At 42.3% G+C, this 16,569-nt stretch carries 20 protein-coding genes; 9 read left to right on the top strand and 11 right to left on the bottom strand.

From position 1 onward, the window contains the following. The first annotated feature begins 112 nt into the window (after positions 1–112). Positions 113–907: a hypothetical protein gene (locus D5281_RS16205; RefSeq protein ID WP_160561150.1), complete on the top strand. Its 795-nt coding sequence runs from the start codon at positions 113–115 to the stop codon at positions 905–907. A gap of 14 nt (positions 908–921) precedes the next feature. Here D5281_RS16205 and D5281_RS16200 read toward each other — a convergent pair whose 3' ends face one another. The 4 genes from D5281_RS16200 to D5281_RS16185 form a co-directional block, all read right to left on the bottom strand. Continuing rightward, a complete protein-coding gene (locus D5281_RS16200) occupies positions 922–1,098 on the bottom strand; it encodes a DUF951 domain-containing protein (protein ID WP_160561149.1) in 177 nt (58 codons plus the stop codon). A gap of 28 nt (positions 1,099–1,126) precedes the next feature. After that, positions 1,127–1,843 carry an NAD-dependent protein deacylase gene (locus tag D5281_RS16195; RefSeq protein ID WP_160561148.1) on the bottom strand — a complete coding sequence of 239 codons (717 nt, stop codon included), beginning with the start codon at positions 1,841–1,843 and terminating at the stop codon, positions 1,127–1,129. Between the two features lie 258 nt (positions 1,844–2,101). Beyond that, positions 2,102–2,845: a YdcF family protein gene (locus D5281_RS16190; protein ID WP_160561147.1), complete on the bottom strand. Its 744-nt coding sequence runs from the start codon at positions 2,843–2,845 to the stop codon at positions 2,102–2,104. A gap of 106 nt (positions 2,846–2,951) precedes the next feature. Beyond that, complete coding sequence (locus D5281_RS16185) at positions 2,952–3,152, bottom strand: hypothetical protein (protein ID WP_160561146.1); 201 nt, start codon at positions 3,150–3,152, stop codon at positions 2,952–2,954. Positions 3,153–3,438: 286 nt separating this feature from the next. Between D5281_RS16185 and D5281_RS16180 the strand changes: the two genes are divergently transcribed. The 4 genes from D5281_RS16180 to D5281_RS16165 all read left to right on the top strand — a co-directional run bounded on the left by D5281_RS16180 (position 3,439) and on the right by D5281_RS16165 (position 7,302). Next, a complete protein-coding gene (locus D5281_RS16180; RefSeq protein ID WP_160561145.1) occupies positions 3,439–3,963 on the top strand; it encodes an adenine phosphoribosyltransferase in 525 nt (174 codons plus the stop codon). Between the two features lie 56 nt (positions 3,964–4,019). Beyond that, positions 4,020–5,378 carry an NCS2 family permease gene (locus D5281_RS16175; protein ID WP_160561144.1) on the top strand — a complete coding sequence of 453 codons (1,359 nt, stop codon included), beginning with the start codon at positions 4,020–4,022 and terminating at the stop codon, positions 5,376–5,378. Positions 5,379–5,587: 209 nt separating this feature from the next. Next, positions 5,588–6,382, top strand: a complete 795-nt coding sequence (locus tag D5281_RS16170; protein WP_160561143.1) for a histidinol-phosphatase — start codon at positions 5,588–5,590, stop codon at positions 6,380–6,382. Positions 6,383–6,651: 269 nt separating this feature from the next. Continuing rightward, a complete protein-coding gene (locus tag D5281_RS16165; RefSeq protein WP_160561142.1) occupies positions 6,652–7,302 on the top strand; it encodes a trimeric intracellular cation channel family protein in 651 nt (216 codons plus the stop codon). A 102-nt stretch (positions 7,303–7,404) separates the two neighbouring features. Here D5281_RS16165 and D5281_RS16160 read toward each other — a convergent pair whose 3' ends face one another. The 4 genes from D5281_RS16160 to D5281_RS25815 form a co-directional block, all read right to left on the bottom strand. Next, entirely contained in the window at positions 7,405–8,265 is an 861-nt protein-coding gene (locus D5281_RS16160; protein WP_277935415.1) for a LysR family transcriptional regulator, read from the bottom strand. Between the two features lie 160 nt (positions 8,266–8,425). Next, positions 8,426–9,022, bottom strand: a complete 597-nt coding sequence (locus D5281_RS25825) for an LVIVD repeat-containing protein (RefSeq protein WP_277935412.1) — start codon at positions 9,020–9,022, stop codon at positions 8,426–8,428. Between the two features lie 3 nt (positions 9,023–9,025). Next, complete coding sequence (locus D5281_RS26615) at positions 9,026–9,613, bottom strand: LVIVD repeat-containing protein (RefSeq protein ID WP_330585090.1); 588 nt, start codon at positions 9,611–9,613, stop codon at positions 9,026–9,028. Between the two features lie 21 nt (positions 9,614–9,634). Next, on the bottom strand, positions 9,635–9,796 hold the full coding sequence (locus tag D5281_RS25815; RefSeq protein WP_277935411.1) for a hypothetical protein: 162 nt from the start codon (positions 9,794–9,796) through the stop codon (positions 9,635–9,637). 250 nt (positions 9,797–10,046) lie between these two features. Between D5281_RS25815 and D5281_RS25810 the strand changes: the two genes are divergently transcribed. The 4 genes from D5281_RS25810 to D5281_RS25795 all read left to right on the top strand — a co-directional run bounded on the left by D5281_RS25810 (position 10,047) and on the right by D5281_RS25795 (position 11,491). Continuing rightward, positions 10,047–10,178: a hypothetical protein gene (locus tag D5281_RS25810; protein WP_277935410.1), complete on the top strand. Its 132-nt coding sequence runs from the start codon at positions 10,047–10,049 to the stop codon at positions 10,176–10,178. Positions 10,179–10,190: 12 nt separating this feature from the next. Then, positions 10,191–10,448, top strand: coding sequence for an NAD(P)H-dependent oxidoreductase (locus D5281_RS25805; RefSeq protein WP_277935409.1), 258 nt, complete (start codon positions 10,191–10,193; stop codon positions 10,446–10,448). Positions 10,449–10,453: 5 nt separating this feature from the next. Continuing rightward, positions 10,454–10,891, top strand: a complete 438-nt coding sequence (locus D5281_RS25800) for a hypothetical protein (protein WP_277935408.1) — start codon at positions 10,454–10,456, stop codon at positions 10,889–10,891. 108 nt (positions 10,892–10,999) lie between these two features. After that, positions 11,000–11,491: a hypothetical protein gene (locus D5281_RS25795; protein WP_277935407.1), complete on the top strand. Its 492-nt coding sequence runs from the start codon at positions 11,000–11,002 to the stop codon at positions 11,489–11,491. Positions 11,492–12,282: 791 nt separating this feature from the next. Here the strand turns inward: D5281_RS25795 and fliD are convergent. From fliD to D5281_RS16130, 3 genes are all read right to left on the bottom strand, one after another. Beyond that, a complete protein-coding gene (fliD, locus tag D5281_RS16140; protein WP_330585088.1) occupies positions 12,283–13,491 on the bottom strand; it encodes a flagellar filament capping protein FliD in 1,209 nt (402 codons plus the stop codon). Positions 13,492–13,728: 237 nt separating this feature from the next. Continuing rightward, positions 13,729–15,579 carry an ATP-dependent nuclease gene (locus D5281_RS16135; RefSeq protein WP_160561139.1) on the bottom strand — a complete coding sequence of 617 codons (1,851 nt, stop codon included), beginning with the start codon at positions 15,577–15,579 and terminating at the stop codon, positions 13,729–13,731. Between the two features lie 139 nt (positions 15,580–15,718). Then, the coding region (locus tag D5281_RS16130; protein ID WP_277935406.1) for a prepilin peptidase at positions 15,719–16,569 on the bottom strand (851 nt) is incomplete at its 5' end.

Here is a 16,569-nt window from a genome sequence, read left to right as displayed (position 1 = left end):
GTCTGTTCGTGCCACAGCCATTGCTTTTTAAATCCCACAAAATATAATAAAAATAACATAAGGAACTGTAAAAAACCAATTTTTAACAGTTCCTAAAAATGGAGGTGTCATTATGACAAAGAAAAAAATACTATTGCTTTTATTTATCATCGGAAACATATTTCTGTGCGCCTGTTCCGGAAAAACATCCGTGGAAAGCGTTGGCGCAGAGGCTACACAAGACCACCTTACTTCCCCGGAGCATACCGCGGAAAATGTAATGAATAGCCTGCGAACATTGGATTTGGACACTTTTAACGAATACACAGACAATTATATATCCACCACCCGGAACTGGATTGGCATTCCCACCTCAGCGCAATACCGGGTCTTTAATGAATTACTTCAGCCCACTCTTATAAAAGGAAAGCATTATAAGCGCAACTACCAGCTTTCCCAAAAGCTCACCCAAAACCTATCATGGGAAATAACACAGGTTCGTGAATCCGATCAAACTGCGGAAATCGACATGGATATCACCAATCTTGACATGTCGCTGGCCACAGGGAACTATATGGTTTTCCTCCTTGAAAATATGTCCCAAAGCAACGGCATCGGCCTTAGATCACTGATGAAAGATATGCGGGATCTAAATCAGGACATGGATGGCTTTTTATCCATAATAGATTCTTTAGATTCCGATGATACCTGTACTATCAGTGTTACTCTCTCCGCATTTAAGCAGGACGGAAAATGGAAACTTCACGTCAGTGACGAATTTATCAATGCTTTTATGGGGAATATTGATTCCGAAGAATATCCGGAAGAAATCATGCAAAAAATCAACGTTCTGGAAAAAGAAATTGAAGATAATACCGCGAAATGGGCGGAGGATTTCGAAAGCAGGATGGAGGGGCTTTTTGACTAGGCCCCTCCCCAGATCTAACGCTTTACTTTTTTAATCCTTTTTTCAATCTGGCTGCGCGGAATCATGATCTGATGCCCGCATCCTGCACATTTTAACCGGAAGTCCGCCCCAACGCGAAGAACGTCCCATTCATGACTTCCGCAAGGATGCGCTTTTTTTAAAGTCAGGCTGTCGCCTACCTGAATATCCATAGACTAATATCCTTCCCATCCGCAAAAACTACAAAGCCGCAAATATTTCCCCAATGCTGCCCTGCACCACCAGGTCCGCCGCTCCGTCTCTGGCCGTAGGTGTCTTATTGACCAAAATCAGTTTATTTCCGTTATAGTAATCAATCAGACCTGCTGCCGGATAAACTACCAGCGAAGTGCCGCCGATTATCAGAACGTCTGCATTTTGAATGTAGTAAATGGCATCCCTGAGAGTCTTGTCATCAAGCCCCTCCTCATACAAAACCACATCCGGTTTGATCGTCCCTCCACATTCATCACATTTCGGTACACCGTCTGCGTGCAGCATATATTCCGCATCAAAAAATTTCCCGCATCTTTCACAATAGTTGCGCAGCACACTTCCATGCAGCTCCAATACCCGTTTACTTCCTGCCGCCTGATGGAGTCCGTCAATGTTTTGGGTAATGACCGCCTTAAGCTTTCCTTCCTGCTCCCACTGGGCAAGCTTTAAGTGAGCGGCATTGGGTTTTGCACCAAGGCAAAGCATTTTATCCTTATAAAAACGGAAAAATTCTTCCGGCTTTTGTCTGTAAAAAGTATGGCTTAAAATCGTCTCCGGAGGATAATCATACTTCTGATTATACAGACCGTCCACACTTCTGAAATCAGGAATGCCGCTTTCCGTGGAAACACCTGCCCCGCCAAAAAAAACAATGTTGTCCGTTCCCTCAACAATCTCTCTTAATTTTTCTATTTGATTCATCTTTATCCCCCATTTTAATCCTTTTTCTCCCCCGTCATCATAAGTAACGCAAATCATCTATAAAACTATAAATCATTATAACATGTTTCAAAAATTAATTCACCCATTATCTATTTTGGGCCACGGAAGTCGTAACAGTTCAGCCTTGCCGAACTGTTACTGAATCCAGTCATGAAAAGTTTGTCTTCGCCGAAGGACTGGATTCACGCAACAGGGAATCAATCTTTAAGGACGCTGTGTGCCAGCAAACGTCCGTCACTACATATTTCCCGCCAAAAAATCCTTCAAAACACCAAAGAATTCCCGCATCATATTATTATACTGTAAAAACGGTTCCCCTTTGGCAGCAATCCCACAAACATTCTGATAACCCGCCTTCCTGGCAATCTTCTCAGCCCGAAATACATGAAAATTATTACTGACCACTCCTACACTGTCTGCTTCCTTATCCAAAAGCTCTGCCGAAAAAACAAGGTTTTGAAAGGTATTTCTCGACTGGTCTTCCATCAGAATTCTCTCCGGTGCGATTCCCTTTTCCACCAGATAATCGTGCATTCCCTGTGCTTCCGATACAGGTTCATCCGCCCCCTGGCCGCCAGATACAATCACCTTCGTATCAGGATTTTCCACCAGATAGCCTGCAGCCTCATCCAGTCTGTACTGCAGCGCCCTTGAAGGCCCGCCTGCTTTTATCTGCGCCCCCAGTACAACAAGATAATCGAGCCCGGAAGGCCCTTTTTTAGAGAAACCGCTGACAATACACCCTTCCACCACAAGAAACAATATTCCGCCAAGGCATACTAACACAATAAAAAAACGCCTGAACCAAAAAGGAATACGGTCATGCCAAATTTTCTTTTTTAGAAGAATACACATGATAAATGCTCCAATTCCAAGAAACAGCCACACAAAAGAAAAACTTCCGGCATGACCTGTGAAAAAAATTATACCACAGAAATACCCTATAAAAATAATTCCTAATAAAAGCAGTACAAAGCACATTTATCTTTCCCTCCAGCATTGCCGCCATTCCCATTTTATCTTCCAATGAATTCTGCATCAGGACAGTTTCCGCCATCTACTGATCCGAATCTTTATCTATGCTGCTTCAATGATCGGAACTGTTACGCTTACCCGCCAGATGTTCTTTCACAATTTTATCAATAGCGTCCCTTGAAAGCGGGTAATGATATTCCTTAATAATTTTGTCCGTATCATACCCTAAATCCACCAAATGCCTTATGGCTCCCCCATAAGCAAAATCCTTCACAAAATTTTGAAGTGCCTCATTGAAATATTGATTTTCCATTTTCTGTCCCCATTCTATCGTATTTGTTTTCTGTTCCGGGAATCTGCATGCCTGCCAATTTTTAACCTGTTTCTGTTTTCATAATAGCAGAAAAGAAAGGTAGCAGCAATCAATTTATATTTGACAATTCCAGCTAAAAGAAATTTATCCGGTTATTTTCCGCCAAATCTATATCCTGCCCTTAATTTTCGTGAAATTAACAATTTTTATTGCGTTTTGTCTGGGAACAAAATATAATAACTTTATTGCAACTATTAAATTTTTATAAAGAATGGAGAAACAGTAAATGAAAAAACTGGAGGAATACGTGCAAAGTATACCGGATTTTCCTGAAGAAGGTATTATTTTCCGCGATGTAACAAGCGTACTGCAGGATCCGGACGGACTGGCACTGGCCATTGATTCCATGAAAGAAAAGCTTACAGGCATTGACTTCGATATCATTGCCGGAACAGAATCAAGAGGCTTTATTTTCGGCGTACCAGTGGCGTATGCGCTTCACAAGGCTTTTGTCCCCATCCGCAAAAAGGGAAAGCTGCCCCGTGAGACTATTTCAGAGAGCTATGATTTGGAATACGGCAGCGCTGTCATTGAGATACACCGGGATGCCATTAAGCCGGGAGATCGTGTTGTACTGATTGATGACCTGATTGCAACAGGCGGCACCATCAAAGCCAGCATCCGCATGATAGAAGCCTTGGGCGGCAGTGTGGAAAAAATTGTCTTTCTGATGGAACTTGCCGGGTTAAAAGGACGTGAACAGCTCAAGGGCTATGACGTGGAAAGCGTCATCATTTATGAAGGAAAATAGTACTTATGGACACAGACAACGGATAACATAACACATCACCGTAGGAGGAGATAGACATGTTAGAAAATTTTTTTAAATTAAAAGAAAACAACACAACTGTCAAAACAGAAGTAATGGGTGGTATTACCACTTTTATGACAATGGCGTATATCTTAGCAGTAAATCCTTCCTTACTGTCTGCTGCAGGAATGGATAAAACCGCTGTTTTGATAGCCACCGCCCTAGCATCCTTTGTAGGGACAATCCTGATGGCACTGCTTGCAAATTATCCTTTCGCACTTGCTCCCGGTATGGGCCTGAATGCCTACTTTGCTTTTACCGTATGCGGAGCATACGGCTATTCCTGGCAGGTAGCGCTGGCTGCTGTATTTGTCGAGGGAATTATTTTCATTATATTGTCCCTGACAAACGTGCGCGAGGCTATCTTTAATGCGATTCCGCTCACCCTGAAAAAGGGCGTAAGCGCAGGTATCGGACTCTTTATTGCCTTTATCGGTCTTCAGGGCGCGCACCTTGTAGTGGCGAATTCTTCCACTCTGGTAAGCTACGTAGATTTCGCCGGCGAATTTCACACCAAAGGTATTTGTGCCATCCTTGCACTAATTGGGTTATTTATCACAGCAATCCTCTATGTGAAAAATGTAAAAGGCTCCATCTTAATTGGTATACTTGCCACATGGGTCCTGGGCATGGTCTGCCAGGCGCTAGGCATTTATACAATTGATGCGGAAAACGGATTTTACTCTCTGTATCCTGCCCTGGGCATGACAGATTTATCCGCAATTTCCCTGACATTTGGACAGGTAATCAAGGCTGATTTCTCTGGCGTAAGCATTATTAATTTTATTGTTGTACTCTTTGCATTCCTTTTTGTGGATATGTTTGACACACTTGGCACTTTAATCGGTGTTGCTACAAAGGCTGATATGTTAGATAAAAACGGTAAGCTTCCCCGCATTAAGCAGGCGCTATTAGCAGACGCTATCGCAACCAGCGCAGGCGCAGTATTTGGTACCTCCACCACTACTACCTTCGTGGAGAGCTCCTCAGGTGTAGCGGCAGGCGCAAGAACCGGCCTTGCATCCGTAATAACCGGTTTATTGTTCTTATTATCCATTTTCCTGTCTCCAATCTTCTGCGCAATTCCGGGATTTGCTACGGCTCCCGCATTGATTTTTGTAGGCTTCTTAATGGTAACTGTTGTGGCGGATATTGATTTCAACGACTTTACCGAGGCTATTCCCACCTATCTGTGTCTGCTGTCCATGCCTTTGATGTACAGCATATCAGAAGGTATTGCCATTGGTATTATCTCCTATGTCATCATCAATGTAGTTTGTGGAAAGTCTAAGAAAATCACGCCGCTTATGTATATACTTGCTGTACTGTTTATCTGTAAATATATCTTCTTATAGGATACTAAAAAGGTGCCGTTTTGCATTTTTCCTAAACTCTTTTACGAAGATTTCACAAACGGCACCTACTGTTTTACGTTTGTTTAATCATAAAACAGTTATGTATAATCTCATCTGTCTTCATGAAATCAAGGGAGAAAAAATCTTGCTTTTTACCAATCCCCAAATTATACTGATAATATCATATAGAAAGGCTATGGCAAAACAAAATGTTAACAATAAAAAATAATTTCCACACCCACTGCCAGCGTTGCAAACATGCCCTTGGGCAGGAGGAAGACTACGTAAAATCCGCTCTTTCAAGCGGACTTTCTCAGCTTGGCTTCTCTGACCACGCGCCTTATCTAAAACCCGAGGCTGATTTCGGCAGGCGGATGGAATTTCATGAATTAAAAGATTATCTGGAAACAGTAGATACGCTATCCGAAAAATATAAAGATAAAATAAAAATACGAAAAGGACTGGAAATTGAGTATTTGCCAAAATATTTCAATTATTATGAAGAATTATTGACCAAATGGAATGTTGAATATCTGTTGCTGGGCGAACACTTTTACATAAATGCAGAGGGAGAATATGGAAACACTTACGAAATAACTTCTACGGATGAATATATCTTCTATGCCCGCACCTTAACCGAAGGCATGAAAACCGGTCTCTTTAAGGCTGTTGCCCATCCCGACCTATACCTGTTAAATCCCTATGCCTGGAATAATGACTGTCAAAAAGCTGCTGATATGATTATTGATACCGCAGTTACCACCGGAACCATTCTTGAATACAATGCCAATGGTTTCAGGCGCGGCCTGCGGCTCTATCCTGACGGGACACGTTATCCTTATCCTGACGACCGTTTCTGGCTTCTGGCTGCTAAGGCCCCCGTCAAAGTCATTGTAGGCTCAGACTGTCATGAACCAAAATATATGTGGGATGATGCTATGGAACTGGCCTATGAAAAATTGCAATCCTTGGGCATCTGTCCGATTTTGGATTTAGGAATTTAGGAAACCACCACAAGCACAGCTCGTGGTATGCAAGGGGTATAAGTTTGGAAGTAAACTTCCAAACTCTTTATTGGTAGCAGTACCACAAGCACAGCTCGTGGTATGCAAGGGGTATAAGTTTGGAAGTAAACTTCCAAACTCTTTATTGGTAGCAGTACCACAAGCACAGCTCGTGGTATGCAAGGGGTATAAGTTTGGAAGTAAACTTCCAAACTCTTTATTGGTAGCAGTACCACAAGCACAGCTCGTGGTATGCAAGGGGTATAAAAATGGAATTACATGCAACTATCTTTTTCCCTATAGAGATCATCGGAACCGTAGCTTTTGCATCTTCCGGCGCCATGGTTGCCGTCCGCAAAAAATTGGATTTATTTGGCATCATCGTCCTTGGCGTTATCACCGCCGTAGGCGGCGGAATGCTCCGCGATTTAATGATTGGCAGCATCCCACCCAATATGTTCCGCAATCCGGTTTATGTCTTCACGGCTTTTTTGACAGTCCTTATCCTGTTCCTACTATTTCGTTGCTGGCCTTTTTTATTGGGAAGTCGTTACATAGAAAGTTATGAAAAGGTTATGAATATTTTAGACGCCATCGGACTTGGAGCCTTCACGGTCATTGGAATTGATACAGGCGTGGATGCCGGCTATGGAGAATACCATTTTCTGATTATCTTTCTTGGTGTCATCACTGGCATTGGCGGCGGCATACTGCGTGATATCATGGCAGGCGAAACCCCTTACGTCCTGAAAAAGCATGTTTACGCCTGTGCCTCCATCTCTGGTGCATGTCTTTATGTATTGCTTTTACAGTTTACCCATTCAGATTATGCCATGCTGTTTAGCGCCCTTTTGGTAATTGCAATCCGCATTCTGGCAAGCCATTATCGTTGGAATCTACCTGGCATCCAGGACAAATAAATAGATAAAATGTAATCGATCTATAAAATCATTCTGGAGAAAACACCACAAGGCGCTTCCTCCAGAAAATGATTGATAATTTTTAAAATTCCCCACATCCGTTTACACAATCACATGCGTTTCGAAGTATTGAATAAATTCCTCCTTCAGAATCTGAATAGCGGAAAGCTCTGTCTGCGCCTGGCTATTCCAGGCAATACAAATATCATGGTTTGAATTTAATTCTACATAATGGATTCCTTTACCCTCCATATTTTTTCCCCATTCATCTAAAATCGACACACCTTGTCCATTCTCCACATTGGCAATCACTGTTTCCATATTTGTAAGCATCCTCAGCCTAGGTACAAAATGATACGTTTTACAATAATTTTCAATTTCCGTGCGGAACTGCTGTATCCGGTCATCACTAATCACAAAAAATTCAAAATCTCGGAAATCCTCCAGTCCGTGGACATAATGCGGCGGTATCAATATTTCTGAATAAATAATGACTCTCCGTATACTAGTAACCTTCTCTTGGCGAATCGTTGAATGATGCTGAGGATAATTGGCCAAGGTCAAAATAGCATCCAGGCGGTGCTTTACAATAGCATCCACCGGGTCCGAAAACTCCATGCATTCAATCGAAATATACAAATCCGAATCTTTTTTCCGGCATTGCGTGATGATATCCGGAAGAAATGTTGAGATATTCCAACCAATATTGTAATCAAAGTGCAACGTTTTTTGACGTGTCCGCTGCAGTCTCTTTGCATCCCTAAGCTCATTCTGAAACCGCTCAAATATGTCATAGTAAATCTTTCCTGCTTCAGATAATTGCATCTTCCGCTTGCCTTCACAGATAAAAAGAGTCACACCCAGTTCTTCTTCCAGTACTTGTATATACCTGCTGACAGTAGGCTGTGGCAGATATAAATTCTTTGCCGCCTTGGTTACATTCAGCTCTTTTCTGACTTCCAGAAAACATTCTATCTAGCGATTGTTCATTTGCAGGACTCCTTTTCTGCTTTTTAAAGATTGTACCTTTCCATAAAAGCATTGTAAAGTCGGTCAGACACGCTCTTTTCTCTTAACGATTGCACGAAACGATAACCGTTCAGACAAAGACTGACCTGTCACTTTAAACCAGACAGCGCAGAATATACGCACCATCATGCATTGTATTGACAAAAATATTACCTCTGTCATCCACAACAACATCCTCCATTGTTCCCAGTGGGGGATTCGCCATTTTAAGGTCAAAATACAATTCCTCCGGATTAGGCGGAATAAAATAAGCAATCTCCTTTGGCACAAAGGGATCGTGTACATCATATACCCGTAGTCCAACGTGGAAATAACAGACATAAACACGATTGGGATTGTTCTCAATCCATGGCTTGTTTGTCATGGGCTCATGCAGATTGTGGGGCCCAAAGGGACCTGGCAGCGGCAGTCCACAATAATTAAAGTTCTCATAAGGAAAATCTTCCGGAACCTCCGGATATGGGAAAACGGAAATCATAACAGGGTCCTCCGGGTTGGAGATATCCAACATCTCAATCCCATTCATGGGATCCGTACCAATGGATTCCTGCAATTCTCGATTCATAATCCAGAACCGCTCACCCTCCTGCAAGCCTACCGCATAATTCCTGCCAATCAAAGGAAGGAAGGTATGCCATAAAGCGCCCCCAAACTTTCCGGAGAAAGGAGGACAGGTAGATGCCTCTCCCAAAACCTACGGCACCTGCGGATCGGAGATATCTAAAATCTTAAAGCCTGCGCCTACGCAGCTTACGTACGCTTTATCTCCTAACGCATAAACGCAATGAACATAGCCAGGATAAGAATCATTTCCATTCCAGCCATGGATATTTTTTTGCTGTGTAGCTTTGGTCTGATTTCCTAAAAACTGTCCCGGATTCCACCAGCGCCCTGCCTCCACCGGATGTCTTGGATCTGATATGTCCAAAATACGGTAAATATATCCTGTAAATCCCGGAGCCGTTGCTGAAAGATGCGCATATCTTCCCCCATTATAACAGAAACGGTGATCACCTGCCGCCATCCCATCTGTCCCTGTGTCCCAAAAGGACAGAAACTTGGGCTGCTCGGGATTTTCCTTTAAACTGTAAATAGCCACACCGCCACGCACAATCTCATATTTTTCCGGTGCAGGACCATGTAAAAAGTCAATGCAGTTGCCTGTTGCCACAATCATCAACTCATCACAAATCTGAATCTTAGGCGTAGCCATATAAGTATATTTTTCCGGCTCCATCACGTACATATACTGAACGGTTTTAGGATTGACCGAATCCGTCACATCAATAATTTGTACCCCGTTTCACTTATAACAGCCTCCATACAGATAATATTTTCCTTCTTGCGTTTTATAGAGCTGTGTCTGAAAAAGATAATGCCTGTCACAGTCGTGGAATCCAATCACTTCCATATTCTTAATGTAACCCTCATTACCAGGACTTTTTGCATAAAATTTTCCCCCCATTTCATAACCTCCTTACCAATTCTAATTTTCTTTCCTAAATCTATATAAATTTATTGTAATGAACCTGGAAACTAAATGCTAATACCAAAATTAAGGCTTACTTTATACCAATTTTGATATATATAGCCTATAAAACCCCTTATAGCAATATTTGATATAAGCGATTCGAAATATTTAGTATATCAAAACAATAGGCGTCATCAGCTATAATAAAGACACTCTGCTAAAATACATACGGAGGAGGTATTGAATGAAAATATTAGGTATTTCAATCAACCTGTTTGATTTGGATATCCATCACTGCACCGGCTGTGTGGCATGTGTCACTGCCCTGTTTAATGGAAAGGGCAGTGTCTGTACACAAAAGGATGATTTTGAATGACTCCTTGACAAGATGTTGGATGCTGACGGAATTCTTTTTGCAGTTCCCATCTTCGAAAAAGGCGCGCCGGGAAATTTCCACACCCTGATGGACCGCTTTGGCCCGAGACTTGACCGGGGGAATGCGGTCATTGGAATACAGATTGCAGAAGAAAAAGGCGGCAAAATTCCCGTTCCTAGAATCTTGAAGGACAAGGTGATTTCCTATATGGGAATCGGCGGTTCCGATTGGATGACTCAAATTGAATGTGACTTCGGTATTCAGGACTGACACCCATGTGGAAGATCATCGAAAAAGAAGTGTTCAGCTGGTCATTGGGTATCTTGGCTGATGATGAAAAGATAAGCCGTGCCCATCAGACTGGTATAAATCTTGCGAATGCGGCGAAAGATATCCAAAATGCACAATATATAGGGGATGAGGAAATCTGCTCTCACTGCCATTGCCGTGAATTTTATTTTGCAAAAAATAAAGAGGTAATTTGCTGCCAGTGCGGAATCATTGGAAAAATTGTATTGGATGGAGACGAATATCACTTTGAGTTCCCCGAGGAACAGTTAAAGCACGCTCACGATACCCTGGATGAAAAATTTATTCATGCTAATGATATTGATACCAATAACAGAAAAGCCGGCGCCCTGCGCATGAGTGAAAAGTATAAAAATAGAGTAGCAGCCTACAAGTCTTTTATCACAGGCTCAAAGCCGCAATAAATAGCAACGCAATATTTACAAAAGCCAAAAACTTTCCCTTAAGAGTTTGTGTTCGTGCGGCACCCACAAGCTTTTTACATAAAAAGCCGCGCAGAAAAGAGGTAAAATATGAATTTCGAGTTAATGAAAAGCGTTCTTTATGTAGATGTTATCAGAGAACAATACCGTACTAAAATGCTGCACTGGTTATATCGCTATCATATTCCGGAAAGCATTTCACAGTTTGCACCCTACGTTACCAAATATGCATTTTACAATGCCCTCCCCACACCTCCACATGGAGATTTATTTGGCACAAACCGCATGCAGCTTACAGAGCATTACTGGCTGACAAATCCCATGATGCCGAAATTTAATATCAAAGCATACACAGAATATTTTCCGCCGGAAGTATTGCAGTGGCATGGTAATATCCCTGAGGCAGGTGGACCTACCACCAACTTTGAAGGCGATGATGCAGGAAGTTCCGGAAGTGACAGCGAGAAACCCTTTATATGGGCTTTTGTTCTCCTTAGCTGGGAGACCGAATTAAAAGGCCATGGAATTACAGCAAAGGAAGGTCCTAATTACAGATGGCAGTTTTTGGTTTCCTACCCTTAAGGCGTCTCCAATGAAGAAAGCGACAAATGGCTCGTTGACCATGTACTTGCAAAATGGGCTAAAAATCCTCTCGTGCGCAGAGTTCTGACCAGCAAGGTATATCAGGATGTGAACCAGTGTCAATTTCCCCGCCTCGCAGAAGTATGGTTTGAAGGTCCCGAACAATGGTACGATGTAGTAGTAAAGCAATCCTCAGAAATCAGCAGGCCAGAATGGGTATAAACTACAGTATTCCCTTATTTAAGACCCTTTTGTAACATTACAGGTGTTTTCCTGGCAGACAATCCCACATCTGACAATTACTCCATGTACCATGGCTATCAGATGATGCGCTAAGGCCACATTCGGAAGCTTTTGTATGAACAATCGCGAAATCTTTAATTTCATTTACTATAAAAAGAAAGGCAGCCATATAGTCATCATTATGCGGCTGCTTTTCTTAATGTAATTTAAGCACTGTTACACTTTCATAAGGCACCTTCTTGTCTAAATGTTTCCGCACTTCATAATTAAAACTTTTAAATCGAAAAGGATGCCAACCTCCAGCACAACACCGGTCGATTCGCATCCTATCATACTTGCACCTCTATATCTTCTTAGACACAAATTTCATACTTGCGCCTCCATGTCTTTCCAGACACAAATTCCTGTAAAATGTACGGCGCAAGTATCATTATGCTCACATACAGACTAGCTGCATGGCGCATGTACACTCAGCGCAGCAAGTGCGCAGAGCTGTTACAAAGATGTTCTTTTCATACTTATTTTATGTTCCCAGCTTTTTAAACAGATTACATAGTGTCTGCATAGCGGGAGCTTCCCTGTACATTGTATGTCCCGTCAGATGTATAACCATTAGTAGCATTCGCCTGTGTAGTCGTATAATAATCTACAAGTGATGCATTGGTAGCGATAGAAGAACCATAGTCCTTAAAAAATGCCTGCACCTTGGACATATCTGACTGTTTAAATACATGCTCATCAATCTTTAATCTGCCCTGATCATTCACTTCAATTCCAAACTGCTTCAGTGCATCTGCATTACGTGCTGTTTTTTCTCTGATGTAAGACAAATTTGCTAATACACCGGAATTTGAACTGGATTCACCTGTATCAAACATATGATTATAATTGCTCACAAAGCTCTTAGCTGTGGTAAAAATCTTATTGACATCATAGGTCTCGTTGCCATCCTTATCCTTTACCTTCGCATATAACTCATCAGATGCAAGCGCTTTACTGTCTGTTTTCAGGCCTGCTGCACTAGTACCTGCCTTATTATCTGTCCCCGTACTGCCTGTGGTTGTATTACTGCTTACTGCAGCTCCTGCAAACCGAAGACGTGATGCAATGGTTGAACCATAGCTTGTAATATCCTTAGCGGAAAACAGCTCCTGCACTTTAGAGATACTTGCTGACTTTAATTTGGTCTCATCAAGCTCAAGCGTTCCACTTGAATCAACTGTAATACCAATTTCCGCAAGCTTATCAGCATTTGCCGCTGTACTGCCCATCATATTAGCCACATATGCAGTCTTGTTCGTTAGCGTAGAACCCTTTGCCGCATTAACAACATTGTTATAATCCGTCACATAAGCTTTCACTGCGGAAACTACCTTGTCTCCTGCACTCTTGCCATCAGCCGTATCCGTATAAGTATCATCTTTCTGCAACGTTGAAACTGTCGTTCTCAAAGTTGAAAGCCCCGATGTCAGATTAGCATTTGCTTCCTGCACATCTTTGGAAACCTTCGGATTCCTCTTCTCTTCAAAAATTCTGTCAAGCATATTGCTGGATGAACTGCTGTTCTTGCTGGATGATGCTGTGCTTGAAGACTGTCCTGACCTATAATAAGTCTTAAGCAGCCTCTGATAAGATCCGTTCTTTATAGCACTTCTGTCGGAAAGTACGCCATACAAACTGTTCAGTCCACTTCCACTGTTATTGCTGGTAGAACCAAATAACCCCCCTGAATTATAATTCCAAAAATTCGCTGCCACGCTCATCACTCCTTCACACAAATAAACCTTAATTACCTACTATAATTATTTTATACCTATAACTCCCAAAAGGCAATCTCTTTTTCTGACTGATTTGGGATATTACATTATATATTAAATATCGGAAAATTTTTACAACTTCTTTACCCTGTGGAAACACTTTTTTATATTTTTATCATAACAAAGCCAGCCGTCACCGTTTCCTCTTTCTATCATCAGTTTTTCTAAAAACCTATTTTACTGCCGCCTGCCTTCAAAAAAGGGAAAGCGTTCCAGCGCTGCAAAAATATCTTCAAAATCCTCCTTGGGCGCCAGCTCAATATATCTCTCAAGCAGCTCTCTTTCCTGCTCTTTGTATCTCCCATAAAAAATATCAAATAAATTATGGCCCCGCATATAAATGCGGATTTCTTCTATGTGCCGTTTTATATCCTCTACCGTTTCCAAATCGCCGCCCAAAATTTCCATCAAATGCCGGCCACTTTGCAGGCGGTAAAGATATTCCTTCCATTTTTCCAAAAGTATCTCATAAAAAGCGGCCTCCGATTCCACAACGCCCACCTGTGCCATTACCTTTGGGTTTAAAAAATAATTCTCAAAAGAATAATATTTGAGAATCAATACGTTTTCCGGACGGACCCTGGGCAGCTTGTCCATATCCTCACGGTTTCGCTCCTCATAATAGCGGCAAAGCTGACTCCTTAGTTCGTCCGGCTCCTTGCCATCGCTGTCTCGGATCATCAGAAATTGATCCCGCAGATAAATCTGATTCATATATTTTAAATTGGCATAGGTTTTAATATTGGTACAGCTGTTTGTGGTAATAATCGCAATGCGGGAGAGATTTCCTTCCTGGTCAACCGTCTCCGCATAATATCTCCCCAGTAGAAGGGGCAGACGGGATTTATCCTGTTTTCCCTCCACAATAAATACAAAATTCACATTCATCAAATCACCAGCTGTATAACCTAAGTCATCCAAAATAGCGCTGATATCCGTTTTTTCCCGAACATCGCTAGAACCATCTTTCCGGTGGATAACCTGCCGTATCTGCCTGCTATTAAAATTAGGCAACAAGTTCGGTGAGTGCGTGGTAAAAATCACTTGATTTTTGGCTGCCAGCCGATAAAGAATCCTGCCACATACCTTCTGAAGACTGGGATGCAGAAAAATCTCGGGATCCTCTATCATCATAATACTGGGCAGATTTTCTTCAATCTGCGTATAAGCTTCCAGCAGAGAAAACAGATAAATGGAACGCATTCCTTTCCCCATATGCGAAATCGGATGTGGTACATTTTGAGCCGGATGCCGGATTTGTGTTGTAACCTCTAGAATTTTCTCCACATCCCTGTTCATAGAATAAAGAATATGCTCACGGCCGCCGTTTTTATGAAAGCAATGATTGACCTTGCAGGCAAAGGTATCCAAATTCAGCTGATATAGCTTATAATCTAACAGCTTGGAGGTTTCCAGGGCGTTTAACTGTGCCGGACTCTTTTGCTCAATCAGTCCGATACAATCAAAGCAGTGATTGCAATCCCTTGCCTGATTAAACATACAGCAGCCGGAACGCATTTTCTTTAAAATCTCATCCTCCTGCAGCAGAAGCAAATCACTTTGCAGCTGTTCTAAGCGGCGTTCTGTATCCACGTAATATATCTTGGGAAATACCTCTTTGATATAAGGGTTATTCTTGTTCGTTCCGTCCTGGTAACGGATTCTTCCGTCCTTGTTCGCCGTCATGGTAAAGGTCAGTACATTATCAGAAAAATTGGGAAGCTTCCGGCAAAAATCCTGTAACCACGCCTCCTTTTTCCGGTACTGACTGACTACCCCGCTGCGCTGCAACAGCGCAAGGTCATCCTCCGTAAAAGATAAAGATACATGAATACGGATTTTAGCCCCGGCTTCCCCAAAATCCTCCTGACTGATCTGATATTCACCGCCCACGGCCCTGATAGCATCCAGCACAGTTGTCTTACCGGTATTGTTCTGTCCCACTAAAATCAGAGCATTCTCAATATCCGGAATATACATATCACGGATCAGTTTGAAATTTTGAATGTGAAGACTTGTAATTTTCATAGGCTGCTCCCCATATTATATATGTCTGTATGATGATGTCCTTTTCCTTCCTGCAATTCCACATATTTATTATATAAGATTATTGCTATCATTACTATCGGTACATAAAAAAACACGCATAAAACTTTTGCCTCCATTGTTACAAAAACGGCAAATACCACGCCGCCAACTCATCCCCCCAGAAAAATCCAATTCCAAGTCCCAAAGCCAAAAACGGCCCAAAGGCAATGGAATGTTTACGGGCAAGCTTCTTTCCTGCAAGCATCCAGGTACAATACGCCCCGCCAGCCAGCAGTCCCATAAACATAGCTGCTGTTATACCGCGCCATCCAAGCAAAAAACCACTGGCCGCCATCAGCTTAATGTCGCCGCCGCCAAAGGCTCCTTCCACAATAAGCGCCAATATCAGCATAGGAAATGATATCACCACCGCGCCAATCATGCGGTCCGTCAATGTATGTTCAGGAAACAACCACAGGGAAATAATCCCAAGCAGCGCAATTCCTATGTGAAAGCGATTATAAATAATCCTCGTGTCCCAATCAATAAAGGCTACCATAGTTAAAATTCCCAGATAGGCAAAGGCCAAAAGCCCTTTGGGCGGTAAAATTCCCCCTTCTCCATAGCCAAAATAAGCTCCGCAGAAGACAAATAAAAGACCGCCTGCCAGCTCTACCAGAAAATATCTCCCCGAAATCCTTTCACCACAGCCACGGCATCTTCCCCTCTGCCATAAATAACTGATACAAGGAATCAATTCCTTCACTGTCAAACTTTTTCCACAGGACAAGCAATAGCTCCGTCCCCTGACTACGCTCTCCCTATTCGGAAGCCGGCAAATCACCCTATTGAAAAAGCTGAAAGCACAGGCTCCCATAGCGAAACGCAAAAGCCACAAAAGGCTTGAAAACACTATAATCATTTTTATAATCCGCCTTTCTGCGAAAGGCACCAATGCGTCATGAAACATTGGCTGACTTTCGCTTTTCT

The sequence above is a fragment of the Parablautia muri genome (assembly GCF_009917485.1).
Lineage (GTDB): Bacteria > Bacillota > Clostridia > Lachnospirales > Lachnospiraceae > Suilimivivens > Suilimivivens muri.
The sequence above is the reverse complement of the archived record's forward strand: the minus strand, read 5'-3'. Positions and strand labels throughout refer to the sequence as shown.